The sequence below is a fragment of the Geothrix limicola genome (genome assembly GCF_030268085.1).
GTDB classification, from domain to species: Bacteria; Acidobacteriota; Holophagae; order Holophagales; family Holophagaceae; genus Geothrix; species Geothrix limicola.
Genome location: NZ_BSDE01000002.1, coordinates 294,474 through 320,452 on the forward strand (window position 1 = coordinate 294,474; position 25,979 = coordinate 320,452).

Below are 25,979 nucleotides of genomic sequence, written 5' to 3' on the forward strand. Positions count from 1 at the left end.
TCGCGTTCATGGGTGCTCCGGCTTGCGGAAACTGAGGAAGAGGCAGCCATCGCACAGGGCGTGACGGGTGGCCTGCAGGCCCGGGGGCAGGCCCTCGATGCGGCGTTCGAAGCGCCCATGGGGAATTTCCATGCGGTGGAGGGCGCCGATGCGGCCCTCCCAGGGGACGGGAAGGTCGCCGCTGATCAGGAGGGAGGTTCCTTCAGACACCACCTTCAGGCGGTCGAGGGTCACGCCGGGCAGGGCCACCACGATGTGGAGGGCGCCATCGCCTTCGAAGATGTCCACGGGCGGTTCCCAGACCGGGCGCCGCGACGGCGAGCGCCCCAGGTGGAAGAACTGCTTGTGCAGGCGCTCGGCCTCGTTCAGCGCCTCGAGGGCGCGGGTCCACATCCAGGTTCGCGGATCGCCGGATTTCATGGGCCGCCTCCGACCCGTCCACCTCAAGGATGGGGATCCGCCCCGCCCCCGCAAGGTTGAGCTACGCTGGAAGGCTGGAGATTCGATGGACCGACTGGTGATCCAAGGTGGACATCCCCTGCGGGGGCGCATCCGGGTGTCGGGTGCGAAAAACGCGGCCCTGCCCTGCCTGGCGGCGGCCCTGCTCACTTCGGAACCGGTGGTCCTCTCCAACCTGCCCGCCGTGGCCGATATCCGCACCATGGTGAAGGTGCTCCAGGCCCTGGGCACGGAGGCCACGCTGGAGGCCCATCCGGACGGCTTCGAGCTCACGGCCAGCCTGGCCTGTGCGGGCTCCGAGGATCCCAAGGCGCCCTACGACCTCGTGAAGACCATGCGGGCCTCGATCCTCGTGCTGGGCCCCCTGCTCGCCCGCTTCGGCCGGGCCACCGTGAGCCTGCCCGGCGGCTGCGCCATCGGCGCCCGGCCCGTGAACCTGCACCTCGAGGCCCTGGAGCGCATGGGCGCACTCATCGAGATCAGCCACGGCTACATCCACGCCACCGTGAAGGGCCGTCTCCGGGCCATCGACCACACCTTCGAGAAGGTCAGTGTGGGCGCCACCGAGAACATCCTCATGGCCGCGGCCCTGGCGGAAGGCACGACGGTGCTGCGCAACGCCGCGCTGGAGCCCGAGATCGGCGACCTGGCCCGCCTGCTGGTGGAGATGGGCGCCCAGATCGAGGGCATCGGCACGGGCACCCTCACCATCACGGGCGTCGAGCGCCTGCACGGCTGCGAGCACGCCGTCATCCCCGACCGCATCGAGGCCGGCACCTACCTCTGCGCCGTGGCCGCCGCCTGCGGGGACGTGGTGCTGGACCGCTGCGAGCCCGAGCACCTGCGCTCCCTGCTGGACCTGCTGGAGCGCACGGGCTGCGTCATCACCGAGCGCGAGGGCCAGGATGGCCGTCAGCTGCGCATCCAGCGCGAAGTGGGCCAGAAGCTGCGCTCCAAGGACGTCACCACCCTGCCCTTCCCGGGATTTCCCACTGATCTGCAGGCCCAGGTGATGGCCGTCATGACGCAAGCCTGCGGAATCAGCGTGATCAACGAGGGCATCTTCGAGAACCGCTTCCAGCACGCCATGGAGCTGGAGCGACTGGGCGCCAACCTGCGCACGGACGGCCACACGGCCATCGTGGCTGGCCCCGCGGACCTGACGGGCTGCACGGTCATGGCCACGGATCTGCGCGCCAGCGCCGCCCTCGTCATCGCGGGCCTGGTGGCCCGGGGCGAGACCATCGTCGACCGCATCTACCACCTGGACCGCGGCTACTCGGGCCTGGAGAAGAAGCTCCAGGGCGTGGGCGCGCACATCGAGCGCGTGGGCGGGGGCCGGGTCTAGGCCTCCGGATTTCATGCGCCGCGCTGACCGCCTGTTCCAGATCGTGCAGCTGCTCCGGCGGGACCGCCACAGCACCGCCGCGCGGCTATCGAAGGAACTGGGCGTCAGCGAGCGCACCCTCTACCGCGACATCGCCGACCTCATGGCCTCCGGCGTGCCCATCGAAAGCGAGGCGGGCGTCGGCTACAGCCTGCCCCGGCACTTCGACCTGCCCCCCTTCATGTTCAATGCGGAGGAGGGCGAGGCCCTGCTCCTGGGCGCGCGCATCGTGGCAGCCTGGGGCGATCCTTCGCTGCGGGAGGCCGCCGAGAACCTGCTGCGGAAGGTGGAGGCCGTCCTGCCCGCGGGGCGCCGGACCTCCCTGTCGGATCTGCCCTTCCTCGTGCCGGATTTCCACGTGCCACCCGAAACCGCCCGCTTTCTCGGCGAGCTGCGCCAGGGCCTGCGGGAACAGCGCCGTGTGCGCGTCAGCTATGAGAAGGCCGATGGCACTTGCACGGACCGGGTGCTGCAGCCCCTGGGGCTCATCTTCTGGGGCTACCGCTGGCACCTGGCCGCCTGGTGCGAACTGCGCGGGGCCATGCGCACCTTCCGCGTGGACCGCATCCAGAGCAGCGAACTCCTGGATGCCTTCGAGCCCTCCCACGGTCACAGCCTGGAAAGCTACCTGAGCCAGATGCGGGCGGAAAAAATCGGCTGACTCTCCTGACACAAGGTTGTCAGGAGACCTGTTCCAACATGGGTCTTCATTCAAGGAGGCCCCGATGGCCATCGCCCAATCCCTCATCCCCGAATTCACCCATGAAATGAGCGTCCTGCGCCGCGTGGTCGAGCGCGTGCCCGCGGACCGCCTGGATTTCCGCCCCCATCCCAAGTCCTTCGACCTCCATGCCCTGGTGAACCACCTCGTGACCATTCCCGGCTGGACCGTGACCACGCTGAAGGAGACCGAGCTGGATTTCGGCCTGCCCGAGACCCAGGCCAAGCAGCCCAAGCCGAGCAGCACCACGGAGGGCCTGCTCAGCACGCTGGATGCCTGCGTGGAAGGGGCCCTCGAGGCCCTGAACCAGGCCAGTGATGAGGATTTCCGGGTGATCTGGACCCTGAAGAACAAGGGGGAGGCCGTGCTCTCCATGCCCCGCATCGCCGTCTTCCGGGGCTTCGTGATGAACCACCTCATCCACCACCGGGCCCAGGTCGCGCTCTACCTCCGCATGCTGGATGTGCCCGTGCCCTCGATCTACGGCCCCAGCGCCGACGAACCCACGTTCTGAGCCCTGAGGGAGGACGGAAGGAGGTGGTGCCAACCCGGCGCCACCTCCTTCTCCTTGTCCACCCCCTTTTTCGCCGCCGGCGCCCGGCTGTGGCAACCCGGCCCCCGCATCGGTCGGTTACACTGAAGTCACGATCGGGGGATCCATGTTCGGCGAGATGAAAGTGTTTTCCGGGAGCAGCCACCCGGACCTGGCGAGGGGCATCGCCACTCACATGGGCATGCCGCTGGGCCGCCTCAAGGTGACTCGTTTTTCCAACGAGAACATCAAGGTGAAGGTCGAGGAAAATGTCCGCGAGGCGGATGTCTTCGTCATCCAGTCCTCCTGCCCCCCCGTCAGCGACAACCTGATGGAGATGCTCATCCTCATCGACGCGCTGAAGTTCGCGTCTGCGGCCCGCATCACGGCCGTCCTGCCCTATTTCCCCTATGCCCGCAGCGACAAGAAGGACGAGGCGCGCATTTCCATCACGGCCCGCCTGGTGGCCGACCTGCTGGAGACCGCCGGCGCGGACCGCGTGCTGACCATGACCCTGCACGCGCCCCAGATTCTCGGATTCTTCCGCAAGCCCGCGGACCAGCTGCTGGCCACGCCCATCCTCACGAACTATTTCAAGACCAAGGACCTGTCCAACGCCACCGTGGTGGCCACGGATGCCGGTGCCGCCAAGTTCGCCGGGCATTTCGCCAAGCGCCTCTCCGTGCCCATGGCCATCATCGACAAGCGCCGCTTCGATGATTCCGAAAAGGCCCAGAGCGTGGCCCTCATCGGCGATGTGAAGGACCGCGACGCCATCATCTACGACGACGAGATCGCCACCGGCGGCTCCATCAAGGAGGCGGCCCGCATCATCCGCGAATTCGGCGCCCGCACCGTGCGCGTGGGCGTCACCCATCCCGTGCTTTCGGGCAACGCGCTGGACACGCTCCGCTCGGCCGAACTGGACGAACTCGTGGTGACCGACAGCATCCCTGTCTCCGCCGACTTCACCCAGGCCATGCCCAACCTCAAGGTGCTCTCCACCGCGGCGCTGTTCGGCGACGCCATCCTGCGCATCCACGGCGGACGAAGCATCAGCGAGATGATGGACTGATGGTCCCAGCCCTCGGCCCCATCGGGGCTCCACCCAGCCTCGACCTGCTGGGGCCGAAGGGGCCCGAGATCAGCCAGCTCTTCACCCGGCCCTTCCTGGTGGTGCACCGGGCCTCGGAACTCTATACGGCGCGCATCTGCCTCCTGCTGCTCTTCGACCTGGGCTGGGAGGCCCAGCTTCGCGTCGGCACCAGCCTCGATGAGCTCTGCCAGGGGCGGCCCGAGCAGGTGCGCAAACCCCTGGCCTGGATGCTGCCCTTCCTCGCCGCCGAAGATCTGCTCACGGTCCGCGACGGCGTCTACGTGCTGAACGGAGAGCCGGACCTGGACCTGGCCGGCATCCGCGCGGCGGTGGACCAGGAGGCTCCGGGCCACGGCGTCAACTTCGACCTGCTGGATGGCGTGCGGGCGCGGATCCGACCCTTCTTCACGGAAGGCAGGCCGGGCGAAGGCCTGCTCTTCGACCTGACCCTGTTCCCCCTCTGGCTGTCCTATTTCCGCAACGAGAACCTCTGCTACCTGCCCAACAACCTGCTCTCCCTCCTGGCCCTGCGCGAGCAGTTGCCCGAGGGCGCCCGCGTGCTGGAACTCGGCGCGGGCGCAGGCTCCTTCGCGCAGCTCGTGGCCCGGAAGGGCGCCGAGGCGGGCTGGCTGTCACGCATCGCCGAATACCGCTTCACCGACGTGGCGCCGACCTTCCTGCGCCGCGCCCAGCGGGAGCTGAAAGCCGTCACGCCGGGGCTGCCCCTGACCTTCCAGGCGCTGGATCTCAACCATCCCCTCGGCGATCAGGGCATCGAAGCCGCCAGCTTCGACGTCATCGTCGGCGTCAACGTGCTACACGTGGCGCAGGATCTGGAAGCGACTCTGCGCGACCTCCGCAGTCGATTGAAACCCGGCGGGCGCCTCGTGATCGGGGAATGCGTGAAGTCCGACTGGCATCAACCCCTCTACCTGGAATTCTTCTTCACCTTCATCCGCAGCTTCACCGAGGTGCAGCTGGATCCCGACTGGCGCCCGGCCCACGGCTTCCTGAGCCCCGAGGCCTGGGACAAGGCACTGCGTCACGCCGGATTTCCTGCCGTGGCCTTCATCCCGCCTCCGCGCCCCCTCATGGACCGCCACCCCGCCTTCAACGCCACGGGCATCACGGCCTGGGCCTAGCGGGTCGCTGGCCCCTCGACGACGGTGGTCACGAGCTCCTGGAAATACGCCTGGACCTGGCGGACCGTCCTGAGGTCGCCGTAGGCTCCGGCCGTGGTCACCACGCAGAGGTCCAGGTCGGGCACCGTGTAGATGCGCTGGCTTCCGTTGCCGAAGGCCGCGCACCAAGGCAAGGTGCGCCCCTGCCAGCCCACGGTGCCTGTCCACCAGTGGTAGCCGTATCCCGTGCCATCGAAGCCCGTGGTCAAGCGGGATTGCCGGGAGGCATCGATCCACGCCGCGGGCACGAGCTGCTGGCCCTGCCAGGTGCCGCGGTTCAGCACGAGGCGCCCCAGCTTGGCCATGTCCCGGGGACGCAGGCGCAGGCCGCTGTTTGGCATGGGCCGGCCCCGGAGGTCCGTCACCCACTCGTAGTCCGTGATGCCCAGGGGCTGGAACAGGGCCGAGCGGGCGAACTCCGGCCAGGGCACGCGGGTCGCCCGCGAGAGGATGTCCGCCAGCACCACGGTGCCGCCGCTGCAGTAGTTGAAGGTGGTGCCGGGTGCGGCCACGGCGGGCCGGCTCAGCACGAAGCGCGTGGGGGAACCCTTCCAGGCCAGGCGGTCCTCGTCATTGGGAAAGCCCACACCAGATTCGCGCCACGCCAAGCCGCTGCTCATGGTGAGCAGGTGCTCGAGGGTGACCTTGCGCAGCTCAGGCGTGGCAAGGTCCTGGGATTCGGGAAACCAGTCGATCACGGGCGTGGCGAGGGAACCGAGCTGGCCCCGCGCCTGGGCGACACCCACGAGGAGGCCGATCACACTCTTGCCGACGGAGCGCGTGTCGTGGCGGGTGGCAGGGTCGAAGTCCACGGTGCGGCTGAAGAGGGTGAACTGCGGGTGGTCCTTCCCCTTCCGGTAGGCCTCGGCCACCAGCCTTCCGTGCCGCTCGACGATCACCGCGTGCAGATTCACCTCGCCGCTGACCATCTTCGCCAGCACCGCCCGCAGGCGGTCCGGGTCGAAACCGGCCCTGCGCGGATCCACGGATTCCCACCCGTCGCCGCCCAGAACCGGCGCCGCCGGTGCGTGTCGAGGCGTCTGGGCGAAGCCGGGCGCCCCTGGGGCCAGCAGTGCTAGGCCCAACCCGATCATCAGGATTCTGAAGATTCGAGGACGCACGGCGTCATCCTTGCAAGTGGAGCGAGAGCAGGCGAACCCCTCGCGGTGCCAGCCTGGGAGCTTCGTGAATGGCCATCATGACAGCGAACGGATTCCCGGCCCTCACACGAACGTGGCGCCCCCGAGGAGGCGCCACGCCACGTCGAATCCGGACGGACGATCAGAAGCCCGTGAACACCACCACCGCATAGGCCGAGAAGGTGCCGTCGGGCTTGGGCACGACGGCCACGCGGGCCTTGGCGGGCGCGACGAGCTTGGTGGCCCAGGCGCTCACATCGATGGGCGAGACGGTGATGACGCCGCCCTGGTTGGCCACTTCCACGACCGCCGGCTGCATGCCCACCGTCGTCTTCAGGTTGACGGTGAGGGTCTGGCTGGTGGCGGCGGAGTTCGTGAAGGTGAACCCGAGCTGGCCCCCGTTGTACGAGCCGCTGATGGTGCCCTGGGGCGGCGCGACGGGCAGGAAGACGGCCGTGCTCGCATCCCAGGTGCTGGTGCCGGTGTTCCAGACCAGGTCGCTGGCGCCCTGCACCCGAACGTCTCCGGCGCCCGTCACCGCGGCGGCGAAGTCACCGGGAAGGGTCGACGTGATGCCGGGGAAGCCGAGATACCACCAGGTGAAGGGGTTCGCGTAGGCGTGGGTGCGGTCACCCGCGATGGGGTGGTGATAGGTGAAGGAGGTGGCCGTCGCCGCGTTGATGGCGCCGCCATCCACGGCCCGCTGGATGTTCACGCTGCTGGCGTGCATGGGCACCTGCAGGGGATCCTTCACCTCCACCTGCACCTTGAAGCCCATCCACACGTCCGCGAGCGCCGCCGTGCCCGTGCCCAAGGCCTGGCTCGAATGGAAGGTGAAGGCGGTGTCCGCGTCGATGGCGATGGCCCGCGGCATGCCAGCATTGGTGCTGACCAGCAGGTGGTTGTTGACGCGATCCACACCGATGACGTGACCCTCGGGCGTCCAGCCCTGGAGGGCGCTGGCGCTGTACCACACGCGCACGGCCCAGAGGCTGCCATCGGACTGCATGCGCAGTTTCACCAGCGCGTTCTTGCCGGTGGCCAGGCCCGCGAAGCTGCCCACGGCCTTGGCGTCCACGTCGAACAACCAGGCGCCTGCATCCACGTTCACCGTGAGGTCGTTGCCGCTGTCCGTGTGCAGCACGAAGCTGGAGGCGCCCACGGAGGCGATGGTGCCCTTGCGGTGGCGGAAGGCCATCTGGGCCATGCCCATCATGCCGTTCGCGTTGGGGCGGTGCCGGGCCTGCAAGTTCATCGACCAGTCACCGTTGGGCGTCTGGACGAGGAAGAGCGGGTGGCCCAGGTCGAAGTCGATCTGCACAGCGTTGCTGCCGCCCGAGGTCACCACCAGATCCGTACTCAGGCCCACCTGCACGGTGGAACCCTGCACGTGAAGCTGGCTCGCGGGCACCGCGGTGCCATCGGATTTGACGAGGTTCACACTGCTGGGATCGATGGTGATGCGCAGCGCATCGTAGGTGCCCACGGGCAGCTGCGCCGTGGCCAGCAGCTCACCCACGCTGTCCAGGTCCACGAGGTTGATCTTGGCCGTGGCGCCCTGGAAGGCCACCACCTCCTTCGTATGGTCGGTCTTGTCGAGCAGGGTCACCTTGGTGACCACCACCTCGATGGCGGACCACTGATCCGACGGCGCGTCGGTCAGGATGATCGAGGCGGCGCCGGTGGCGGTAGGGGCCGGTGTGGAGGCCGAGCTGCCCGAGGAGCCGCCATTGCAGGCCAGGGACAGGCCCAGGACCGTGAGGGCGGAAACCGTCAGGAAAGAGCAGATGCGGGGCGAAGGACGCATGGAGAACTCCATGAATCGGAGCGGGGGCTCCGGGTGGGGGAGGGAATCGGACATCCCCACTGACCCCATGGCCGCCGGGAGGGTTTACGCAAGAATTCGCAGGCCCCTTCGGCCCTCGTCTTGCGACACTTCTTCCATGCCCTCCACCCTCCGGGACCTCCTCATCCAGCGCGCCGCACGGCTTCAGGACCGGCCGGCCCTGACGGCTCCGGACTGGGGCACCTTGAGTTATGCCCAGCTCCGCAACCGCGCCGAGGGCGTGGCCCTGGGCCTGCTATCCGGAGAGGTGCCATCGGCCCTCTTCAGCTCGACGGGCACCCTTTGGGACTGGGCCGCCGAACTGGCCGTGGCGGCCTCGGGTCTGGCCTGGGACCCCGCCGGAGCCGCCCTGCACGCCGACATCCTGGGCGGCCCGCGCTTCAACCACGACGAGGGCCGGGGCCCCTACCACCGCCGCGAACAGGTCGTGGCGGCCGCCACACCCTTCACCGCGGGCCTGGATCAGGGCGAGCTGATGGCGCGACTGCGCCGGTTGAACGTACAGCTGGGCTGGGATCACACGACCCGGGTCGACCTGCCCTTCGCGCGGCTGGGCGAGGCGCCCCTGCGCGCCGCGCTCTGGAGCGCCCTCTACGCGGGCGCGCACGCGGTGCTGGCGGTGGAGGCGCCGACCCCCACCGGCCTTCTGGGTCGCTTCCGAAAGGTGGCTCCGGCCTGGGATGCGAGACCCTTCGAAGCCTTCTGGGAAACCTGAGATCCACCGGAAGGCCTTCCCCTTTTCGCCCCGACCATGCTGATCTGATGCCATGGATGAGGCTCTGGAACCCCGCCCCCTGAAGTCCCTCGCGGGGCTCTTCCTCAAACTCGGCCTCACGGCCTTCGGCGGCCCCGCCGCGCACATCGCCATGATGGAAGAGGAGGTCGTCCGCCGCCGGAAGTGGATGGACCACGCGGCCTTCCTCGATCTGCTGGGCCTCTGCAGCCTGCTACCCGGGCCCAACTCCACCGAAATGGCCATCGCCATCGGTCGCGCCAAAGCGGGCTGGCGCGGCCTCGTGCTGGCGGGCCTCTGCTTCATCCTGCCTGCGGCCCTGCTCACGCTCGGCTTGGCCGCTCTGTACGTGCGCTTCGGCCGGCTGCCCGCGACCCAGGGCTTCCTCATGGGACTCAAGCCCATCGTGCTGGCCATCGTCGCCCAGGCCGTCTGGAACCTGGGACGCTCAGCCCTGAAGACCTGGCGCGCCGCCCTGCTGGGCGTGGCGGTGCTGGCGGCGAACCTGGCAGGCCTCCAGGAGGCCCTCCTCATCCTCGGCGCCGGGGCCGTCTCCCTCGCGCTGGCCCGGCCGCGCCTGCGGGCTTCGGCTTTCGGCGCCGCGCTGCTGCCCCTGCCTGCCCTCCCCGCCTTCGCCGTGCCCTTCAGCCTCGGTGGCCTCTTCTGGGTCTTCCTGAAGGTGGGCGCCACGCTGTTCGGCAGCGGCTACGTACTCGTCGCCTTCCTGCGCACGGACCTCGTGCACCGCCTGGGCTGGCTGACGGAAACCCAACTGCTGGACGCCGTCGCCGTGGGTCAGGTGACGCCGGGCCCCGTGTTCACCACGGCCACCTTCATCGGCTACCTGCTGGGCTCCTGGCGCGGCGCCCTGGTGGCCACCACCGCCATCTTCGTGCCCGCCTTCCTGCTGGTGGCCGCCAGTGCCTCCTTCCTTCCGAAGATCCGCCGATCCCCCGCCCTGTCGGCCTTCATGAACGGCGTCAACGCCGCCGCCGTGGCCCTCATGGCGACGGCCCTGTGGGATCTCGGCAGGGCCACCCTGGCCTCCTGGTGCACGGTTGCCCTGGGCCTTCTCGCCGCCTGGCTGCTCATCCGCCGGCGCGTGAACGCCACCTGGGTGCTGCTGGGCGGCGGGCTGGCGGGATACCTGCTCCACCTGGGGCGGTGAACCGACCTGTCTTGCGGCGATTCTCCTTGCCATTGGACAGTCACTGGCCAATCCTTGGGACTCGGAGGTTGCCATGGCCCGCTCCGTCTCCCGCAAGGCCCTTGAATCCCCCCGCCCCGACGGCGCCCACCTGGTGAAGCCCGAGCGGCTTCAGGTGGTCCTGGAGGCCATCCGCGACGCCGGGGAGCGCGGCATCACGAAGGAGGGCCTGTCCCGCAAACTGGGCGGCGTCGCCATGCGCACGGTGGATCGCGCCGTGCAGCTGCTGGAGGAGCAGGGCGCCCGCTTCGGCAAGGCCCGCGAAGGCCGCCCCGCCATCATCCACTTCACGCTGGAGAAGGCGCCGGACTGGGACAGCCGCATCACGCCCCACGCCCGCGTGGCCCTCGAAGTCGCCCTCATGGCCCTGGAGGGCACCGCCACCGAGCTCTGGTTCGATCAGCTGGAGGGCCTGCGCACCCTCGCCGACAGCCACCTGAGCAGCCGCGACCGCGACCTCTTCCGCGCCCTGCAGGAGCACGTCAGCGTGCGCGGCGGCGCCGACGATCAGCAGGCCCTCGATACGAAGATGCTCACCCAGGTGTTGCTGGCCCTGGGCCACCCCGAAGGCCCGCGCGAGCTGGAGCTGACCTATGCCGCCGCCTCCACGGGCCGCACCAGCGCGCGCACCGTCGTGCCCTTCACGCTCACCCATGACGTGTTCTCCGGCGGAGCCTTCCTGCTGGCCTGGGATCTGGCCAAGCAGGAGCCGCGGCACTTCCGCCTGGCCCGCATCGAGGAGGCGAAGGCCCTCACGCGGCGCGGCCTCATCCCCGACAAGCGACCCCTCGAACAAGCCCGCGAGCTGCAGATCGGCGGCTGGTTCCGCCTCGCGCCGCCCATGCAGATCCAGGTGCGCGTCTCGGGCACCAACTGGCCCCAGGCCCTGCTGGACGCGCCCCCTGCCCTGCCCGGCGTCGCGGTGCGCAAGGAGAAGGGCGGCACCGTACTGCTCGGCTTCCAGGCCACCGAACTCTCCGGCCCCACGCGCTTCATCCTGCAGTTCGGCGCCGAGGCCGAGGTGCTCGAACCGAAGACACTGCGGGCCCACATGGCCGCGACGCTGAAGGGGATGGCGGCGAAGTACCGTTAGGCCTCGCCAATCTGGTGTGGAGGGCTCATGGTCAAGATCCTGGTCATCGATGACAGCACCCTGATGCGGAACATCCTCCGGGACAACCTGGAAGGAGCTGGCTTCGAGGTGGAAGACCTTCCGCCCAAGTCCTCAGCCGCCCTCATCAATCACCTGAACACCTCCACCCCTGACCTGGTGATCAGCGATTTCAACATGCCGATCCTGAACGGCGAGGGGGTGATCAAGGCCGTCCGATTCAGCAATCCGAAAATCCCCATCCTCATCCTGACGGCCAACCGGGATGCGAAGCGCGACACCAAGCTCAAGGCCATGGGCGTCCGGAACATCCTATACAAGCCCATCCATGCGGAAGATCTCCTGGGTGCGGTGAACCGCATCTGCCAGCAGCAGAAACTGAATTCAAAAGCCTGAAACCAGCCCAAGGCTCGCGAAGACCCGAACCGCCGCCATTCAGCAGGACATCCCTTGCGCACACCGATATTCCAGATCGATGCCTTCAGCACCCGACGCTTCGCGGGCAATCCCGCCGCGGTGATGCCGATGGACCAGTTCCCCGAAGACGCCGTCATGCAGGCCATCGCGGCCGAGAACAACCTGGCGGAGACGGCCTTCCTCGTCCGCGACGGCGAGGACTACCGCATCCGCTGGTTCACCCCCGCCCTCGAGGTGCCCCTGTGCGGCCACGCCACCCTGGCCAGCGCCGCCGTCGTCATGGAGCGGCTGGAACCATCGCGGCGCCGCGTGGTCTTCCATTCGGCGAGCGGGTCGCTGTTCGTGAGTCGCACCAATACGGGCTACGTCATGGACTTCCCGGCGCGGTTTTCCCAGCCGGTGCCCGCCCCGCCCGGGCTCGCGGAGGCGCTGGGTGTGACGCCCCTCGAAGTGGTGGCCGACGGATTCAACTACCTGGCCCTGCTGGAGCGCGCAGAACTCGTGCGCGGGCTCGCGCCCGACTTCGCGGCGATCGCCCGCCTGGACCGCAGCGGCCTGATCGTCACCGCGCCCGGCGATGGCGGCTACGACTTCGTCAGCCGCTACTTCGCCCCGGCCAAGGGCATCTCCGAAGATCCAGTCACCGGTGGAGCCCACTGCGCCCTGACCCCTTACTGGGCCCAGCGACTGAACCGAACCACCTTCCGCGCCTTCCAGGCCTCGCGGCGGGGCGGCGAGCTCATCTGCCGTATGGTGGGGGATCGCGTGGAGCTGGAAGGCTCCTGCGTCTTCTACCTGGAAGGCACCGCGGAGATCTAAGGCCGGATCAGCTGCCTTCGAATCCCATCGTTCAGGGCACCGCCAGCACCTCGAGGGAGGCCAGCACCAGGGCCTCCACACCCGTGCGGATGCTGCGTTCGCGGTCCGGCGCGAAGAGCGGCGAGTGCGGCGAAGGCAGCACCTCGCCCGAGGCCTGGGCCGCGGCGTAGCGCCCCGGTTCCACGGCGCCCAGCCGCAGCATGGCGGAGGGGATGCCCGCGGCCTTGCCGATCTCGCCGAAATCCTCGGCGCCCATCTCGGGACGGGCGGTCACGACGTTCTCGGCTCCCAGGCCTTTCCCGAGGGCCGCGGCCAGGCGCCGGATGAAGGTCGGGTCGTTGTAGAGGGCATCCTGGCCTTCGCTGAAGGCGATGGCGGGTTCCTTCGGCGCCCTGGCCGCCACGGCCTCGGCCTTCGCGATTCGCACGACGCCGTCGAGCAGCTGCTTGCGCACGGCCGGGGCGTAGCTGCGCACGGTGAGCTGCAGCTTGGCCTCGTCGGGAATGATGTTGTGCTTGGTGCCGGCGTGGATGGAGCCGACGGTGATGACGCCGGGCTCCATGGGATCCTTCTCCCGCGAGACGAGGGTCTGCAGGGCCAGGACGGTCCGCGCCGCAATCACGATGGGATCCACCGTGCTGTTGGGCCGGGCCCCGTGGCCGCCCTTGCCGAAGATGGTGATGTCCACGCTGTCCACGTTGGCGAAGGCGTAGCCCTCCGTCCAGGCCACCTGGCCCGAGGGCAGGTTGCCGGTGTCATGCAGGGCCAGGGCGAAATCGGGCTTGGGGAAGCGCGTGAAGAGGCCATCGGCGATCATGGCGCGGGCGCCGCCCACGGTCTCCTCCGCGGGCTGCGCCACCAGCACCAGGGTGCCGCGCCAACGGTCCTTCATCTTGTTGAGCAGCGTGGCAGCCCCCGTGAGGCAGGTCATGTGCAGGTCGTGGCCGCAGGCGTGCATGACGCCGGGCTCCTGGCTGGCGTAGGGCAGCCCCGTCTTCTCCTGCAGGGGCAGGGCGTCGAGTTCGGTGCGCAGCAGCAGGGTCGGCCCCGGGCCGTTCCGCAGCACGCCCACCACACCGGTGCCTCCCAGGCCCGAAGTGACCACAAAACCTGCCTGCTTCATCTGGTCCGCGATCTTGGCGGCGGTCTTCACTTCGTGCCCCGAGAGTTCGGGATGGCGGTGGAGGTCCTGATACAAGGATTCGAGACTCTGGAAGTGGCGCTCCAGTTCGGCGCGGATGGCTTGAATCGGCACGGAACGGGGTTGGGCCCCGAGGTTCGCGGCTGCCAGCAGACAGAGGAAGCAGACCTGCCATGGGCGCATGGGGACTCCCGGGATGGATTTCAGCCTAGAACTGGGGGAGGGAGGACGAGACTCCTGCGGCCTTGAACAGTGTCGAGAGCTTGCACTGATAGCCCATGGAAACGCCCCAATAGTTCCGTTGGCCATGTCCGGTTTCCACGTTGACCTCGACCATCAGGTTATTGCTGCTCTCCTTCTGATCAAAGAAGACGCCCCGGACCTTCAGGTAGTAGCGGCTCCTTTCAGCAGGAACCACGTAGATCCTGTCGTACTTCCAGCCCAGCTCGCAAAAGGATCCGGCCATGGGGCTTCCCGCCCCGGGCAGGATTTCATACCGGTAGGCCGCAAAGGGGGCCGTGTAGCCCACCGTGTCCGAAACGCCGCTCTCTTTCGTCCCGTTCGCATCGGTCACTCTCGTGATCCTGCCGATTTCGTACTGATCCAGTGAAAGCCCCGCGAGGACACCATGGGCCGCCGCGTGATGCAGGTTGGCCCCGTTGAAATAATCCCTGAAGGCCATCCATCTGCCGCCGAGGGTGCAGGAGAACTTGCGCTTGAAGTAGTCGTTGTCCACCTCCGTGGAACCAGAACTGGGCGTCTTCGATTCGGTGGCGATGACGATCGGATCATGCGTGGGATAGATCCGCCCCGACGCGAGCAGGGTCTGAAATCCGTTCCAGTCATCACTGGGCTTTGGCAGATACTCGATCATGGCCACGGTGAATTTGGGGTCCTTGTTCTGCCCCTGCATGGATTCCCCCAGGCTCATCACACCACCCACGACGAACAGCTTGAGGCTGGCGAGCTCCATGCCATCTAGACTGGCGGCGACCGCGGCGTCATCCATGCGCTCGGCATCCGTCTTCACCGATTGGAGGGCCTGAAGCCCCTCGGTTTTACCCGCAGCCTGGCCCCTCGCCGTGGCAATGGCTTCGGGCTTCAGCAAACCCTCCAGATCGCTCGAAGTGGCCGCGCCGTTCACCACTTCCAAGGCCTTCGCCAAGGCCGTCAATTGGTTTTGGATGGTCTGCTGCTTCTGCGTGGGGGCCTCGAGAAAACTGGATACTTCCGGCTTCCTGGCCGCGACGGCCCCAGGGCCAAGCACGACAGCCACCTGACCTTGGGCTTTTTTCAGGGCTTCATCCGCGTCTTTGAGCATCTCTTTGAGAAGGCGCTGACGCCGATAGACCAGGGTCTTGAGGGCCTTCTTTTGCTTCTCGAGGGCCTTCTGCTCATCCGTCCCGGCAGGCGTGGCCCCATGGCAAGGCAGAGGCTCCGTTCCCAGTCCAAGCAGCCCCACCAGAATCATTCCAATCAAATGTCGCCCATTCATACAAACCCCCTGCAAACACTAAAATGGATTAGTAAAAACAAGGTGAACAGAAATTGAGCGAAGCCTATCAGGCTCTCCGCGACGAATCAAATGCCCCATAAAAAAAGGGAGCGGCTGTCCGCTCCCTTGCTTGGTGAATCCACTGATTACTTCTTGGCGACCTTGGCCGCGCCCAGATCCCGCAGGACGACCTGGCCCTGGCGGGCGTAGTCGATGGCCTCGCCGAGGATGCGGGCGGCTTCCTGGGGCGCGTGGAAGCCCATGGAGTTTTCGGCGTTCACGAAATCCGTGCGCCACTGGGCCTTGCGCTGGAATTCGAGGACGGGCTTGAGCTTGGTGTCGTCGACGCCGGCCTTCTTGGCCGCCTCGATGTCGTTGATGAGGTTGACGACGGCATCCTCGGCGCGGTCCATGAGGGCCTTGGTGCGGTCCTGGATGGCCGTGACGCGAGCCTTCAGTTCTTCTTCGGGGAAGCGGTGGCAGGTCTGGCAGGAGCGCGACACGTCCAGCAGGGGGCTGCGCACGAGGTGGCTGCTGATCTTGACGGCGCCTTCGCGGACGTAGGGCATGTGGCAGTCGGCGCAGGAGACGCCGGAGCGCGCGTGCACGCCCTGGCTCCACATCTCGAATTCGGGATGCTGGGCCTTCAGCACCTCGGCGCCGGTCTTGGCGTGCTGCCAATCGAAGAAGCGGTGGCCATCGGGGAACTTGTAGCCGTCGTAGTAGGCCTCGATCTGCTCAACCTTGAGGCCGTTGTTCCAGGGGAAGAAGAGGGTGGTCTTGGGACCGCAGTAGTACTCCACGTGGCACTGGCCGCAGACCATGGACCGCAGCTCCTGGCGGGAGGCGTCGCGGTTGGCATCGTAGGGCGTGGCCTTGTCGCCCTTGCGCCACTTCTCGATGGAGGGCAGGTGCGGCACGGGCTCGGCACTGTTGGCCAGGGCGGCGATGCCGCGGATGAAGCCGGGCTTGGTGACGCGCAGGGCCATGTTCTTCGGATCGTGGCAGTCGATGCAGGCGACGGGATGCTTCACGAGCTTGGTGGCCTCGCCGTAGGGCATCTTGCAGACGTCCTCGAAGCCCTTCATGAGCTGGGCCTGGGCGTTGGGGCTGGTGAAGGGTTCGTCCAGGGTGCCGGGCGCGCCGCCCTTCAGGCCCTGTTCGCGGAAGGCGACGGTGTTGGAGGCGTGGCAGTGGAGGCAGGAGCCGGGCTGCTTGCGCTCGGTGACGCGCTTGGTGTTGCGCTGGTCATCCAGCATGTAGGCGTGGCCGCGGCGCTGATTGAAGTCGATGGCGAAGGCGTAGCCGTCGAAGATGGTGACGAGCCGGGGATCCTCCTTGATGCGGCTGTTGGGCAACGCCTCGCTGCCGGCGCCGCCGTACTTGGTGCTGTACTTCTCGGCGGTGCGCTGGTAGGCGTCGAACTGACGCGGGAAGTTCTTTCCCCAGAGGGCGGGATCGACGGACTTCTCATCGAGGTCCACCAGCTTGAAGCTGGTCTGCCGGGCCTCGGCCTTGCGGTTGGAGATGCTCGCGTAGAGGCTCATCACCAGCACGGTGGCCAGGGCGGCACCGGCGGCCAGAAGGCCCATGCGGGCCCAGGGCCGGGAGAGCAGCGGAGTGGGTTGGTCGGTCATCGGAGGGGTCCTCCCGCGTGGTGGGCACGCATCATCGGTTGGGGGTCAGGGGTGGGAAGGGTTCATCGGATCGGGCTTCAGCGGGTGGGCCCGTGGCCCACGCCCTGGTGGCAGCGCACGCAGCCGTAGAGGTCGGCCTTCCGGGTGGGATCCGTGGGCACGCCCAGGGTGCCGTGCGCGGTGATCTCGCTCGTCAACTCGCCGTGGCAGCGGAGGCAATTGTCTTCCAGGACTTTGGCGTTGCCGGGCTTGATGCGGATGGGCTCGGCGAAGTTCAGGAGGGTGAAGGCCTTCGAGTGGTGGTAGCCGTTGCTGGCCTTCACGAAGAGCTTGTTCACCACGTTGTCGTGGGGCAGATGGCAGTCGTTGCATACGGCCACCGCATGGTGGGAGGCGTGCTGCCAGCCGTCGTAGTCCTCGCGCATGATGTGACAGTTCACGCAGACCTGGGGATCGTTCGACAGGTACGAGGTGCCATGGGCCGACACGAAGGTGTAGGCGCCCGATCCCAGGAACACGCCCAGGAAGACGCTGGCGGCCAGGCTGAAGAAGAGGAGTCGGCGCTTTCCACTCACGGGGGCATCCACATCGGGTGACCGGCACCGGCCGGGCACGAGGGAAAGCATGAAGGGAAATCCGGACTCGTCAATCCTAAATTTAAACGACCTGCCCATAGAGAACAAAAAAGGGGCCGGCTGAACCGGCCCCTTTTTTGTTCCTAAACCGTCTCAGTCCAGCGTGATGCCCCCGTTGACGGTGTCGATGTCGATGCCCTGGTCGCTGCCGGGGAAGACGGCCGTGACGCGGTGCTTCTTCACCTCGACCTGTTCGGCGCCCTTGGCGTTGAAGGTGATGCCGCCGTTGACCGTGTTGGCCCGAAGGCGGCCCTTCATGCCCGCCATCTGGAGGTGGATGGATCCGTTCACGGTCTCGGCCTTGATGCCCTTGCCCTGCCCATCCAGACCGGTGCCCTTGATGGCGCCGTTCACCGTCTGCAAGGAAAGGCCGCCCTTCACCTGCTCGATCTGGATGCCGCCGTTGACGGTCTCAGCCTTGAGGTGGTCCTCCAGGCCCGAGGCCCGGATGGCGCCGTTCACCGTGCTCACGTTGGCCTGGCCCTGGGTGCCGTTGAGGACGACTTCGCCGTTCACCGTCTCCAATGTGGAGGACACGCGACGCGGCACCTTGAGCGTCATCTGGCACTGAGGTCCCGAATAGGGGCCCCAACCGGAATGCTTGGGATATTCGCCGCGGATCTCGAGGGAGCCCTTGGCGGCTTCGACCACCACCTTCACCTGCTCGTCCTTGCTGCTGGGCTTGAACTCGCCGGTGAACTGGACCTCTTCGCGGTCCCAGGCTTCCACACGGATGAAGCCGTTGACGTTCTTCACCTTGAGGTTGGAGCCCGAGGCCAGCGGCAGGGTGCGGGTCTCGGTGGTCTTCTCCGCCTTGGTGGGCTGGATCACCTGGGACTGGGCCGCCAGCGGGGCGCAGAGGATGAGGGCGGCGACGGCCGCGGCGAAGGGACGGGCGAGGGACATGGATGCCTCCTGGGATGTCAGAGATCGTGAGGGGGATACGAAGCTTGTCGGAGGGACGTTTAGGGCCCCGGAAATCCGTATACTGGCCCTGTCCGGAGTGCCCATGACCCAACCGTCCGCGCCTCAAACCCCTCGAACCATCGACCGCCCCGAACTCAGCGCCGAGGAGTGGCAGTTCATCCAGAACCTGCGGGCCCTTCCCGATGAAGCGCTCCGCTCCCGGCTGCACGTCTCGCTGAACGAACTCCTCTTCTTCTTCCGCAACCCCAGGTGCCAGGGCATGGGCATCGAGGGTTTCCCCTGCGGGGATCCGAAATCCTCCTGCGAGGATTGCCACCAGGTCTGGGACATGCTCGACAAGGTGGCCGAAAGGTCCAAGAAGAGCTGACAGTCTCAAGGCAAAGGTCCGCGCCCGCGGGCCTGATTCCGGGGGTCAGATGAGTCCGGACCAAGGGGTGAAGATCCTGTTCGTGGAGGAGGATGCATCCGTCTGGCCCCGGGCGGAGGCCTTCTTCACCTACCAGCTGGACCTGGTAGGGGCCCGGGCCCACGTGCATTTCCGTCGCCAGCTGCCCGAGCGCGCCGCGGGCTTCGACCTGGTCTCCCTGGACGGTCGGGGTCTCATCTCCACCCTGCTGGAGCACCAGGACCTGCGGGCGGACCTGCGTCAGACCGCCATCCTGAACCTGCACGCGGACGCGCCCGGCCCCACGTACGGACACCTCCGGCGCCTCCTCGGCGGCCGGGGCGAAGGCCAGCGCTCGGACGGGCTTTGGGTCTTCCCCCAATCCTGGATGGCCCCCTGGTTCGAGGAGGCCCTCGAATTCCCCGAACTGGGCCTGGCGCGGATGATACGGGCTCTCCCGCCCCCGCGCCGGACCTCCCCGGATCGCACCTGGGAGCGGCGCTCCATCGGTTCACTTCAATTCCTCATGGGGCTGCCGACGCCGCTCGCCGCGAGGGGCTGATCGGGCCCAGACGGATCAAAGGCGCGCCAGCCAGCGGTCCCCGAAGTTCACCAGCACGGCGCCGACGAGCAGCAGGGCCACGCCGGCCACGCGGACCCAGGAGATGTCGCGCACGGGCAGACCCAGCAGGCCGTAGCGGTCGAACAGGAGGGAGGAAAGCACCTGGCCCGCCACGATGAGCGAGATCATCGCCGCCAGGCCGATGCGCGGCGCCAGCAGCGTGGTGCCGAAGACGAAGAAGGCCCCCAGGGCCCCGCCCAGCCACTGCCACCAGGCGATGCGCGGCAAGCCCCAGAGCGTGTGAAGAGGCTGGCCGGTGAGGGCGCTGATGACGGCGAGACAGAGCGTACCGACGGCGAAGGAGATGAAGGCCGCCAGCAGGGCCCCGCTTCCCAGGGCATTTCGCAGGGCATTATTGATCGCTGACTGCAGGGGGATCACCAGCCCGATGGCGAAGGCCATGACGAGAAAAAGCAGCACCATTCCGACCTCAGACAAGAGTGCAGATGGTAGCGCGTCTCAACTTCAAAGGGATTCCCAAAGCGCGCGGGCCTGGCCCGTGGCGTCGGCCGTGGCGGCCTTCACGGCGGCCTTCAGATCCTCGGGCAGGCCGCGGCTCGCCTCCAGGGCCTGCAGCCGGAAGGGCGGCGTGAGCCGCGGCCACTCGGCCGCCAGGGCCCACACCCAGAACTCATCGCCCAGGGCGGCCCGAGCGGGCCAGCGCCAGGTCGCGCCCAGCCCGGATTCGGTCAGGGCCTTCCGGGCCGCCTCCACCTGACCCGTGCGCAGGGCCACGGCCGCCGCGGCCTCCGCCGCCTCCCGTTGTGCAAAGGGATCCGGAAGCAGCGCCAGGAGGGCCCCCAGGGTGTCGGCCGCCCCCACCTTGCCCAGGGCGCGCGCCAGCGCGAAGCGGGCACCCTCCGGCGAGCGCTGAAGGGCCTCCACCAGCCAGGGGCTGTCCCCCGTCCGCACGGCGGCCACCAGGCCTTCGGCCGCCGATCTCCGCGCGCCCACGGGACCCGTGGCGAGGGCGTCGAGGTAGGGCCCGAGCCGGGTCTCGGGATCTTCGTCGCGGCGAGGTCCGGCCACGGTGGCGGCTTCCAGGTCGCGGGGCGAGAAGCCCGGCAGCGGTTCCTCGCCCCAGCCCGCGGCTTCGGCGCTTTCGAGCCAAGTGGACAGTTCCTGTCCAAACACGTCCATGCTGGGCAGGCGCTTCGAGGGATCCGGCTGGAGCGCCCGCATGATGATCCCCGCCATGCGCGGCGGGAAGCCGGGCCGCACGGCGGCCGGGGGCATCTGCACCTGGGCGTAGGCCTGGCCCGTGGCGAATTCGAAGAGGATCGCCCCCAGCGCGTAGACATCGCAACGACCGTCCACCCGCCGGGGATCGCCATGCTGTTCGGGCGCCATGTAACCCAGCGTGCCCACCACCATCTGGCTGCGGGTGGCGCGGGTGCGGCCCTCTTCGCCCTCCCAGAAGCAGACGCCGAAATCCGTCACCTTGAGCTGTCCATCGGCAGCGAAGAGCAGGTTGGAGGGCTTGAGATCCCGGTGCACCACGCCGGCGGCGTGAGCCACGGAAAGCGCGCCGCAGACCGGGATCAGGCGCCGCGCCAGCAGGGCCGGCGCCTCGCCGCGACAGGCCTTCAGGCTGCCGCCCGGCAGCAGCTCCATCACCAGATAGGGCCAGGCGCCGCTCGTGCCGAAGGAATGGATCTCCACCAGGCTCGGGTGGGAGAGGCGCGTGAGCACTTCGCCCTCGCGCAGGAAGCGGCGCACCAGCTCATGGTCGCGGTGCACCTCGGGACGCAGGAGCTTCACGGCGCTTTGGATTCCGGGGCGGAAGCGGTCCTCGCCGCGGAAGACGATGGCCATGCCTCCTTCGCCCAGGGGCTCCAGCAGGCGCACGCTGCCGATCTGCGTGGGCGGCCGCAGGCCGCTCATGACGCCGGATGCGCGCGGTTGCGCCCTCCGGCCTTGGCCGCGTAAAGGGCCGCATCGGACCGGGCCAGCAGGGCCCCGCCATCCATATCGCCCTTCCTGAACTCCGCCACGCCGAGGCTGCAGGTGAGCGGCAGGACCTGCCCTCCCTCCAGCTTCAAGGGGTGTTCGGCGAGGGCGCGGCGCAGGCCTTCGGCCGCGGCGAGGGCCAGCATCCCGGTCGTTTCAGGCAGCACGATGAGGAACTCGTCGCCGCCCAGGCGGCCCACCGCATCGGAGCCGCGCAGGCGGTGCCGCAGAAGGCTTCCGAAGGCCTCCAGGGCGCGATCGCCCATCCGGTGCCCCAGGGTGTCGTTGACCTGCTTGAAGTGATCCAGGTCCGCGAGGATGACCGACAGGGGCCGCTCGTGGCGGAGCGCCATGTCCACGTTCGACTGGAGCTGGTGCAGGATGGTCGCGCGGTTGCCCACGCCCGTGAGCGGATCCAGGGTGGTGCGGGCCGCCATGTCCTGGTGGTAGCGGCGTTCCAGGGCATCCATGTGCTTGATCTTGAACGCGTGTCCGCCCACACGGAGCACGTCCTCGGCCCTGAGCGTCACGGGGCCCGGATCGGCCTGGACGCGCCGCCCGTTCAGGAAGACGCCGTTGGTCGATCCCAGATCCCGCAGCTCGACGCATTCAAGGTTCGCGGCCACCTGCAGCCGCGCATGGCGTCGGCTCACTTCGGGATCGGGCAGACAGAGGCCGTTCTCCGGCGCCCGGCCCACGTCCAGTCCCGCGGCCGGCAGCGGGATGAAGTCGCCCATGGGGTGGCCCACGTAGCGGATCAGCACCCATTCGCGGGTGTCGGGATCCCCGAGCAGTTCGGTTTCTTCCGGCCCGGAGGCCGAATCCCAGGCGGGCAGGTCGGGGGGCGTCGGATCGAGGGGCATCCGGGAAAGTCTAGCTGAGATCGGGTAAACCTAGCCCTCGCAGACCTGATCCCGCCCGGCGGCCTTGGCCCGATACAGCGCCGCATCCGCCCGGGCCAGGAGCTGACCTGCATCGGAATCCCCTGCGATCCGCTCGGCGATGCCGAGGCTGCAGGTGATGCTGAGGTCCTCCGTCGGCAGCTGCACCGCCGTCGCGGCGATGGCCCGGCGCAGGCGTTCCGCGAAGGGCCGGGCCCCGGTCAGGTCCGTTTCCGGAAGGATCATGAGAAATTCCTCGCCGCCGATACGGCCCGCCAGATCCGCTTCCCGCAGGGTCGCCAGCAGCCGTTCGCCGAAGGCGCGCAGGACGAAATCCCCGGCGCCGTGGCCATGGGTATCGTTCACCTGCTTGAAATGATCCAGATCGCAGACCACCACCGAAATGGGGCGGCTGTACCGCAGGCTCAGGCCGAACCGGTTCTGCAGCTCCCCGAGGATGCTCCCGCGGTTGGCCAGGCCCGTCAGGGGATCCTTGGTGCTGAGGTCGAGCAGGGTCTCGTGGAAGGCGCGCTCCAGGGGATCGAGGTAGACGAGCTTCAATACGTGACCACCGATGGCGATGCGGTCCCCGGCCAGCAGGTCCACCCGCCCCTGCGCCGGCTCTCCGTTCACGCGGGTGCCGTTGGTGGAATCCAAGTCCTCCACCTGGACCCGGCCCTCTTCCACGTGGAGGCGCGCGTGGTGGCGGCTCACTTCGCCGTCCAGAAGCGTCACGCCCGCCTCGGGTGCCCGGCCCACCAGCACCTGGCCCGTCGAGAGCGGAAACACCCGTCCCAGGGCCGCCCCCGCGTAGGCCACCAGCGCCCACTGCGCCGGCGTCTGCTGCGGATCCCCCTCGGCCTTGGGCCGCACCTCCGTGGGCATCTCCGGCAGGCCGGGATGCGTCTTCAGGGTCAGGGGCGGCCGCTTGGGCGACAGCTTACGGGTCACGGATCCTCCACAAAGCAACTCACCAGGGCGCCATCGTCCTTGCGGCGGGCCAGGATGAACGGCGCGCGGGGCGCCCGGGTCGCCGCGGCCTCCAGGCGGACCAGAATACGTCCACGCGCCGGGTCGTGCCTGAGGTCGGCCACGCCCTTGCGCGGGAGGCGGAAGAGGCCGAGCACCTCCAGGTTCCGCACGTTCTCGCCCGTGCCCCGCACCAGCTGCAGGCTGTAGCGCATCCACAGCCCCTTCGGCAGGTGCTGGAGGTCTTCGCCCTGGATGGGCACCGCCAGCGACAGGATGGTGTCCAGGCCCGCCTTGGCGCCGGCCCCGCTCAGATCGGGATCCAGGCGCCGGGAGCCGGGGGCGGGCAGCGGCTCTGCCCATCGGCGGGTCGAGGGCCGAACAGGAGGCTCGACGCGGCCTGCCGTCTGGGCCCTGCGCGGCAGCGGAGGCACGGCGATGCCCGAGACCCGGCCGCCTTCCAGCGGCGTCATGCGGATCACTTCGGCCTCGGCGCCCCAGCGCGCCCATCCGGATTCGTCGCAGAGCCGGGCCTGGAAGGGCTCCAGGGCCCGGCCTTCCACGGCCTCGCGCAGCAGGCCCATCTCCCGGCAGAGGGTGGCCGGGGGCTCCAGCCCGGCCCGCCCCTCGGCTTTCAAGCCCTCCGACCCATGGCTCAGCGGCTCGAAGGGTTCGGGTGCCGCCTCCACCACGTTCAGCCCGGCGAAGGCGCGCCGCAGCGTTTCCGCCGCGTCCGCCACCGCGTCCTTCACCCGGCCGAACATCAGGCTTCCTTCACCACGAGGCTCTGCAGTGCCGCCGACACGCGCTCCAGGGGCTCCGCCAGATCCATGTGGTAGCCCGCCTCCAGCAATTTCATGATGGCCTGCTCCTGGGCCGCCGCATCCACCGAGGCCGCGAACATCACGCGCAGCGGCGCGGCGCCTTCGGAGACCTGGAGGAGCAGTTCCCGCGGGCCGGCGCGGAAGGCCTCGCCCACCTTCGCGAGGGGGGATTCCTGGCTCTTCTGCACCGCCAGCACGGGATACTTCGCCTCCCCGGACCAGCCGCCAGCCAGTTCGGTGGCGCTGAGGATGAACAGATCCGGCGGCGTCTTCAGCTCCTTCAGCAGGGTCTTCTGGATGACCTCCTCCTTGAGGTGGGGCTCCAGCGATTTGCCGTAGAGGATGCCCTGCAGGCGCGTGGGCGTGATGGGTTCGGTGTATCGGAAATCCAGGGGAATGCCGGAGGTGTCCGTCACCAGCAGGCCCCCGAGGTAGCTCGCGCCCTCCTTGACGGCCATGAAATACGCCAGCTTGATGGGTTCCGCCATGAAAACACCTCTGCCCGGTAGGCTACATCCCCCATCGGCGGAACGACCCCTTGCCTTTTGTCCCGCACGTGGTACAGTTGGTTTTCCACTCGTTGGGGAGTGGTCTAATGGTAGGACAACGGTTTCTGGTACCGTCAGGTGAGGGTTCAAATCCTTCCTCCCCAACCATTCAAAACTTGTGCAGTGGTCCCATCGTATAGCGGTTAGTACACCGCCCTCTCACGGCGGGAACAGGGGTTCGATTCCCCTTGGGACTACCAAACAGCCCGGCGAAAGCCGGGCTTTCTTGTATCTCAAGGGGAATCGAAATCACGAATGGCGCGCAGGCAGGGCCAGACCTGGACAGCCGGACGCTGTCCAGGTCGGTCCGCCGCAGGCGGAGGCCCGTGCGCAGCCAGTCGTGCGGCCGGGACGTCACCGCGAAGGCGCAGCCGCAGAGGTGACGTGGAGGGATTCCCCTTGGGACTACCAAACAGCCCGGCGAAAGCCGGGCTTTCTTGTGTTTCAACGAAAGCTGAAAGTTGCCCCCCTAAGCCACCGGCAGGATCAGCCCCGGCCCTTCGTTCCCGATATCGCCGACGGCCGGACTCACGGGGTGGGTGACCAGGAGGTGGCTTGAGCAGGGCACCAGGAGAGGGCGCAGTTCCCTCGTCTGCGCGGCGGGATCCAGCCACAGGGTCCACGATTCCTTCGGCAGGATGACGGGCATGCGGGCGTGGATGCCGGCCATGGATCCGTTGGCCTCGGTGGTGATGAGGCAGGCGCTGATCATGACCTCGCCGTGGGGGCCCTGCCAGTCCTCCATGAGCCCGGCGAAAGCGAAGAAGCCGCCATCCTTGGGGTGGATGTAAAAGGGCTGCTGAGTCTTCCCCTCGGTCTTCCATTCATAGAATCCCGAAGCAGGAATGAGACAGCGTTTCCGCTTGAAGGCCGTGCGGAAGGAGGGCTTCTCCTCCAGGGTTTCGGCGCGCGCATGGATGGGCTTCGAGAATGCGTTCGGATCCTTCACCCAGCCCGGAATGATGCCCCAGTACGCCACATCCACCACGCGGCGATCCTTCTCGGGGCGGATGATCACGATGTGCTGGCCCGGCGCGATGTTGTATCTCTTCGGAATCGGAAATGCCGGCGGGATCAGGCCGAAGGCCTCGGTCAGGGACGGGGCGTCGAAGATGAGGGTGTAGCGGGCATCCATGGGATCAGGATGCCTGCTTCCGATCCGATCACAGCGGAATGAGTCTTGGTATGGGCTCCTGGGCACCCATGCCATGGCCGCCTTTTATCCAAGCCCTTCTTAACATTTCTTAACCACCTCATCCAAATCGGGCGTGAGTTAATCGTTCCGAGCTCCCACCGGATCCAGACGATCCACATTCC

27 protein-coding genes and 2 tRNA genes are annotated in these 25,979 nt (G+C 67.9%); 14 read left to right on the forward strand and 15 right to left on the reverse strand.

Annotated features, from left to right (window positions below; all coding sequences use genetic code 11):
• Positions 1-6 precede the first annotated feature (6 nt).
• Positions 7-420, reverse strand: a complete 414-nt coding sequence (locus QSJ34_RS06940; RefSeq protein WP_285573083.1) for an Hsp20/alpha crystallin family protein — start codon at positions 418-420, stop codon at positions 7-9.
• Positions 421-505: 85 nt separating this feature from the next.
• Between QSJ34_RS06940 and murA the strand changes: the two genes are divergently transcribed.
• The 5 genes from murA (at position 506) to QSJ34_RS06965 (ending at position 5,337) form a co-directional block, all read left to right on the forward strand.
• A complete protein-coding gene (murA, locus tag QSJ34_RS06945) occupies positions 506-1,807 on the forward strand; it encodes a UDP-N-acetylglucosamine 1-carboxyvinyltransferase (RefSeq protein ID WP_285573086.1) in 1,302 nt (433 codons plus the stop codon).
• A 13-nt stretch (positions 1,808-1,820) separates the two neighbouring features.
• Positions 1,821-2,507 carry a helix-turn-helix transcriptional regulator gene (locus QSJ34_RS06950; protein ID WP_285573087.1) on the forward strand — a complete coding sequence of 229 codons (687 nt, stop codon included), beginning with the start codon at positions 1,821-1,823 and terminating at the stop codon, positions 2,505-2,507.
• Between the two features lie 64 nt (positions 2,508-2,571).
• Complete coding sequence (locus tag QSJ34_RS06955) at positions 2,572-3,081, forward strand: DinB family protein (RefSeq protein ID WP_285573090.1); 510 nt, start codon at positions 2,572-2,574, stop codon at positions 3,079-3,081.
• A 145-nt stretch (positions 3,082-3,226) separates the two neighbouring features.
• Entirely contained in the window at positions 3,227-4,174 is a 948-nt protein-coding gene (locus QSJ34_RS06960; protein ID WP_285573092.1) for a ribose-phosphate diphosphokinase, read from the forward strand.
• Positions 4,174-5,337: a class I SAM-dependent methyltransferase gene (locus tag QSJ34_RS06965; RefSeq protein WP_285573093.1), complete on the forward strand. Its 1,164-nt coding sequence runs from the start codon at positions 4,174-4,176 to the stop codon at positions 5,335-5,337. The genes QSJ34_RS06960 and QSJ34_RS06965 overlap by 1 nt, the downstream gene beginning before the upstream one ends.
• On the opposite strand, the gene QSJ34_RS06970 is transcribed toward QSJ34_RS06965, so the two are convergent.
• Together QSJ34_RS06970 and QSJ34_RS06975 are read right to left on the reverse strand one after the other, a co-directional pair.
• Positions 5,334-6,497, reverse strand: coding sequence for a serine hydrolase domain-containing protein (locus tag QSJ34_RS06970; protein WP_285573095.1), 1,164 nt, complete (start codon positions 6,495-6,497; stop codon positions 5,334-5,336). The genes QSJ34_RS06965 and QSJ34_RS06970 overlap by 4 nt on opposite strands.
• A gap of 160 nt (positions 6,498-6,657) precedes the next feature.
• Positions 6,658-8,322, reverse strand: a complete 1,665-nt coding sequence (locus tag QSJ34_RS06975) for a DUF4382 domain-containing protein (protein ID WP_285573098.1) — start codon at positions 8,320-8,322, stop codon at positions 6,658-6,660.
• Positions 8,323-8,458: 136 nt separating this feature from the next.
• Here QSJ34_RS06975 and QSJ34_RS06980 point away from each other — a divergent pair, with 136 nt between their 5' ends.
• The 5 genes from QSJ34_RS06980 (at position 8,459) to QSJ34_RS07000 (ending at position 12,648) form a co-directional block, all read left to right on the forward strand.
• Positions 8,459-9,076, forward strand: coding sequence for a class I adenylate-forming enzyme family protein (locus tag QSJ34_RS06980; RefSeq protein ID WP_285573100.1), 618 nt, complete (start codon positions 8,459-8,461; stop codon positions 9,074-9,076).
• A gap of 52 nt (positions 9,077-9,128) precedes the next feature.
• A complete protein-coding gene (gene chrA / locus QSJ34_RS06985) occupies positions 9,129-10,262 on the forward strand; it encodes a chromate efflux transporter (RefSeq protein WP_285573102.1) in 1,134 nt (377 codons plus the stop codon).
• A 73-nt stretch (positions 10,263-10,335) separates the two neighbouring features.
• Positions 10,336-11,394 carry a helix-turn-helix transcriptional regulator gene (locus QSJ34_RS06990; RefSeq protein ID WP_285573105.1) on the forward strand — a complete coding sequence of 353 codons (1,059 nt, stop codon included), beginning with the start codon at positions 10,336-10,338 and terminating at the stop codon, positions 11,392-11,394.
• Between the two features lie 27 nt (positions 11,395-11,421).
• Positions 11,422-11,808: a response regulator gene (locus QSJ34_RS06995; RefSeq protein ID WP_285573108.1), complete on the forward strand. Its 387-nt coding sequence runs from the start codon at positions 11,422-11,424 to the stop codon at positions 11,806-11,808.
• A 54-nt stretch (positions 11,809-11,862) separates the two neighbouring features.
• The gene (locus QSJ34_RS07000; RefSeq protein ID WP_285573112.1) at positions 11,863-12,648 is read left to right on the forward strand and encodes a PhzF family phenazine biosynthesis protein; all 786 of its coding nucleotides are present in this window, start codon (positions 11,863-11,865) and stop codon (positions 12,646-12,648) included.
• A gap of 31 nt (positions 12,649-12,679) precedes the next feature.
• On the opposite strand, the gene QSJ34_RS07005 is transcribed toward QSJ34_RS07000, so the two are convergent.
• The 5 genes from QSJ34_RS07005 to QSJ34_RS07025 form a co-directional block, all read right to left on the reverse strand.
• Positions 12,680-13,972: an amidohydrolase gene (locus QSJ34_RS07005; protein WP_285573113.1), complete on the reverse strand. Its 1,293-nt coding sequence runs from the start codon at positions 13,970-13,972 to the stop codon at positions 12,680-12,682.
• A gap of 25 nt (positions 13,973-13,997) precedes the next feature.
• A complete protein-coding gene (locus QSJ34_RS07010; RefSeq protein WP_285573114.1) occupies positions 13,998-15,251 on the reverse strand; it encodes a hypothetical protein in 1,254 nt (417 codons plus the stop codon).
• Positions 15,252-15,430: 179 nt separating this feature from the next.
• A complete protein-coding gene (locus QSJ34_RS07015; RefSeq protein WP_285573116.1) occupies positions 15,431-16,921 on the reverse strand; it encodes an ammonia-forming cytochrome c nitrite reductase subunit c552 in 1,491 nt (496 codons plus the stop codon).
• A gap of 77 nt (positions 16,922-16,998) precedes the next feature.
• A complete protein-coding gene (gene nrfH, locus QSJ34_RS07020; RefSeq protein WP_285573118.1) occupies positions 16,999-17,496 on the reverse strand; it encodes a cytochrome c nitrite reductase small subunit in 498 nt (165 codons plus the stop codon).
• Between the two features lie 153 nt (positions 17,497-17,649).
• A complete protein-coding gene (locus QSJ34_RS07025; protein WP_285573120.1) occupies positions 17,650-18,462 on the reverse strand; it encodes a DUF4097 family beta strand repeat-containing protein in 813 nt (270 codons plus the stop codon).
• A 103-nt stretch (positions 18,463-18,565) separates the two neighbouring features.
• Here QSJ34_RS07025 and QSJ34_RS07030 point away from each other — a divergent pair, with 103 nt between their 5' ends.
• Positions 18,566-18,850, forward strand: a complete 285-nt coding sequence (locus QSJ34_RS07030) for a hypothetical protein (RefSeq protein WP_285573122.1) — start codon at positions 18,566-18,568, stop codon at positions 18,848-18,850.
• A gap of 49 nt (positions 18,851-18,899) precedes the next feature.
• Positions 18,900-19,430 (forward strand): hypothetical protein, encoded by a 531-nt coding sequence (locus QSJ34_RS07035; protein WP_285573124.1) that lies wholly within the window; start codon positions 18,900-18,902, stop codon positions 19,428-19,430.
• 15 nt (positions 19,431-19,445) lie between these two features.
• Here the strand turns inward: QSJ34_RS07035 and QSJ34_RS07040 are convergent, their stop codons facing one another.
• From QSJ34_RS07040 to QSJ34_RS07065, 6 genes are read right to left on the reverse strand one after another with little or no spacing between them, the layout of a single operon-like run.
• Positions 19,446-19,913 carry a DMT family transporter gene (locus QSJ34_RS07040; protein ID WP_285573126.1) on the reverse strand — a complete coding sequence of 156 codons (468 nt, stop codon included), beginning with the start codon at positions 19,911-19,913 and terminating at the stop codon, positions 19,446-19,448.
• Between the two features lie 42 nt (positions 19,914-19,955).
• Positions 19,956-21,374, reverse strand: a complete 1,419-nt coding sequence (locus QSJ34_RS07045; protein ID WP_285573128.1) for a serine/threonine-protein kinase — start codon at positions 21,372-21,374, stop codon at positions 19,956-19,958.
• Complete coding sequence (locus QSJ34_RS07050) at positions 21,371-22,303, reverse strand: GGDEF domain-containing protein (RefSeq protein WP_285573131.1); 933 nt, start codon at positions 22,301-22,303, stop codon at positions 21,371-21,373. The genes QSJ34_RS07045 and QSJ34_RS07050 overlap by 4 nt, the downstream gene beginning before the upstream one ends.
• Positions 22,304-22,333: 30 nt before the next feature.
• Entirely contained in the window at positions 22,334-23,272 is a 939-nt protein-coding gene (locus tag QSJ34_RS07055; protein ID WP_285573134.1) for a GGDEF domain-containing protein, read from the reverse strand.
• Entirely contained in the window at positions 23,269-24,054 is a 786-nt protein-coding gene (locus QSJ34_RS07060) for a hypothetical protein (RefSeq protein WP_285573136.1), read from the reverse strand. The genes QSJ34_RS07055 and QSJ34_RS07060 overlap by 4 nt, the downstream gene beginning before the upstream one ends.
• Positions 24,054-24,602 carry a hypothetical protein gene (locus QSJ34_RS07065; RefSeq protein WP_285573138.1) on the reverse strand — a complete coding sequence of 183 codons (549 nt, stop codon included), beginning with the start codon at positions 24,600-24,602 and terminating at the stop codon, positions 24,054-24,056. The genes QSJ34_RS07060 and QSJ34_RS07065 overlap by 1 nt, the downstream gene beginning before the upstream one ends.
• A 93-nt stretch (positions 24,603-24,695) precedes the next feature.
• Between QSJ34_RS07065 and QSJ34_RS07070 the strand changes: the two genes are divergently transcribed.
• Positions 24,696-24,770: transfer RNA gene (locus QSJ34_RS07070), tRNA-Gln, on the forward strand.
• A 17-nt stretch (positions 24,771-24,787) separates the two neighbouring features.
• Positions 24,788-24,862 (forward strand) — tRNA-Glu (locus tag QSJ34_RS07075).
• 269 nt (positions 24,863-25,131) lie between these two features.
• Here QSJ34_RS07075 and QSJ34_RS07080 read toward each other — a convergent pair.
• Positions 25,132-25,797 (reverse strand): SOS response-associated peptidase, encoded by a 666-nt coding sequence (locus tag QSJ34_RS07080; protein WP_285573140.1) that lies wholly within the window; start codon positions 25,795-25,797, stop codon positions 25,132-25,134.
• Positions 25,798-25,979: the final 182 nt, after the last annotated feature.

Coding starts and splice junctions, on each gene's coding strand:
- QSJ34_RS06940 (WP_285573083.1), bottom strand. CDS start 420: ATGAAATCCGGCGATCCGCGAACCTGGATGTGGACCCGCGCCCTCGAG.
- murA (WP_285573086.1), top strand. CDS start 506: ATGGACCGACTGGTGATCCAAGGTGGACATCCCCTGCGGGGGCGCATC.
- QSJ34_RS06950 (WP_285573087.1), top strand. CDS start 1,821: ATGCGCCGCGCTGACCGCCTGTTCCAGATCGTGCAGCTGCTCCGGCGG.
- QSJ34_RS06955 (WP_285573090.1), top strand. CDS start 2,572: ATGGCCATCGCCCAATCCCTCATCCCCGAATTCACCCATGAAATGAGC.
- QSJ34_RS06960 (WP_285573092.1), top strand. CDS start 3,227: ATGTTCGGCGAGATGAAAGTGTTTTCCGGGAGCAGCCACCCGGACCTG.
- QSJ34_RS06965 (WP_285573093.1), top strand. CDS start 4,174: ATGGTCCCAGCCCTCGGCCCCATCGGGGCTCCACCCAGCCTCGACCTG.
- QSJ34_RS06975 (WP_285573098.1), bottom strand. CDS start 8,322: ATGCGTCCTTCGCCCCGCATCTGCTCTTTCCTGACGGTTTCCGCCCTC.
- QSJ34_RS06980 (WP_285573100.1), top strand. CDS start 8,459: ATGCCCTCCACCCTCCGGGACCTCCTCATCCAGCGCGCCGCACGGCTT.
- chrA (WP_285573102.1), top strand. CDS start 9,129: ATGGATGAGGCTCTGGAACCCCGCCCCCTGAAGTCCCTCGCGGGGCTC.
- QSJ34_RS06990 (WP_285573105.1), top strand. CDS start 10,336: ATGGCCCGCTCCGTCTCCCGCAAGGCCCTTGAATCCCCCCGCCCCGAC.
- QSJ34_RS06995 (WP_285573108.1), top strand. CDS start 11,422: ATGGTCAAGATCCTGGTCATCGATGACAGCACCCTGATGCGGAACATC.
- QSJ34_RS07005 (WP_285573113.1), bottom strand. CDS start 13,972: ATGCGCCCATGGCAGGTCTGCTTCCTCTGTCTGCTGGCAGCCGCGAAC.
- QSJ34_RS07015 (WP_285573116.1), bottom strand. CDS start 16,921: ATGACCGACCAACCCACTCCGCTGCTCTCCCGGCCCTGGGCCCGCATG.
- QSJ34_RS07025 (WP_285573120.1), bottom strand. CDS start 18,462: ATGTCCCTCGCCCGTCCCTTCGCCGCGGCCGTCGCCGCCCTCATCCTC.
- QSJ34_RS07030 (WP_285573122.1), top strand. CDS start 18,566: ATGACCCAACCGTCCGCGCCTCAAACCCCTCGAACCATCGACCGCCCC.
- QSJ34_RS07035 (WP_285573124.1), top strand. CDS start 18,900: ATGAGTCCGGACCAAGGGGTGAAGATCCTGTTCGTGGAGGAGGATGCA.
- QSJ34_RS07040 (WP_285573126.1), bottom strand. CDS start 19,913: ATGGTGCTGCTTTTTCTCGTCATGGCCTTCGCCATCGGGCTGGTGATC.
- QSJ34_RS07045 (WP_285573128.1), bottom strand. CDS start 21,374: ATGAGCGGCCTGCGGCCGCCCACGCAGATCGGCAGCGTGCGCCTGCTG.
- QSJ34_RS07050 (WP_285573131.1), bottom strand. CDS start 22,303: ATGCCCCTCGATCCGACGCCCCCCGACCTGCCCGCCTGGGATTCGGCC.
- QSJ34_RS07060 (WP_285573136.1), bottom strand. CDS start 24,054: ATGTTCGGCCGGGTGAAGGACGCGGTGGCGGACGCGGCGGAAACGCTG.
- QSJ34_RS07065 (WP_285573138.1), bottom strand. CDS start 24,602: ATGGCGGAACCCATCAAGCTGGCGTATTTCATGGCCGTCAAGGAGGGC.
- QSJ34_RS07080 (WP_285573140.1), bottom strand. CDS start 25,797: ATGGATGCCCGCTACACCCTCATCTTCGACGCCCCGTCCCTGACCGAG.